The 231-nt window shown below is 76.2% G+C and carries 1 pseudogene; it reads left to right on the top strand.

Going from position 1 to position 231, the window contains the following annotated elements:
• Positions 1–231, top strand: a pseudogene (locus KVS67_RS13615) (NAD(P)/FAD-dependent oxidoreductase); the annotation flags it as partial.

Here is a 231-nt window from a genome sequence, read left to right as displayed (position 1 = left end):
GACCACGTGCCCGAGGAGTACGCCACCCTGATCGCCGGCGGCGGCAACGCCGGCGTGCCCTGGGCCGCCGCCCTGCGGCGAAAGCGGCAGGGCCGGGTCGCCAACGCCGACGGCCACCAGCTGCACCGCTACCGGCCGAAGCTGAACTACGCGCCGGGCGAGCACGCGGGCATGGCCCGGTTCGAACGGCCGATGCGGGCCGTCAGCCCGGTCGGGGCCGAATGGATCCCG

Origin of the sequence: Micrococcus sp. GbtcB5 (assembly GCF_019091605.1) — a bacterium.
Taxonomy (GTDB): domain Bacteria; phylum Actinomycetota; class Actinomycetes; order Actinomycetales; family Micrococcaceae; genus Micrococcus; species Micrococcus luteus.
This window is presented reverse-complemented; position numbering and strand designations above follow the sequence as displayed.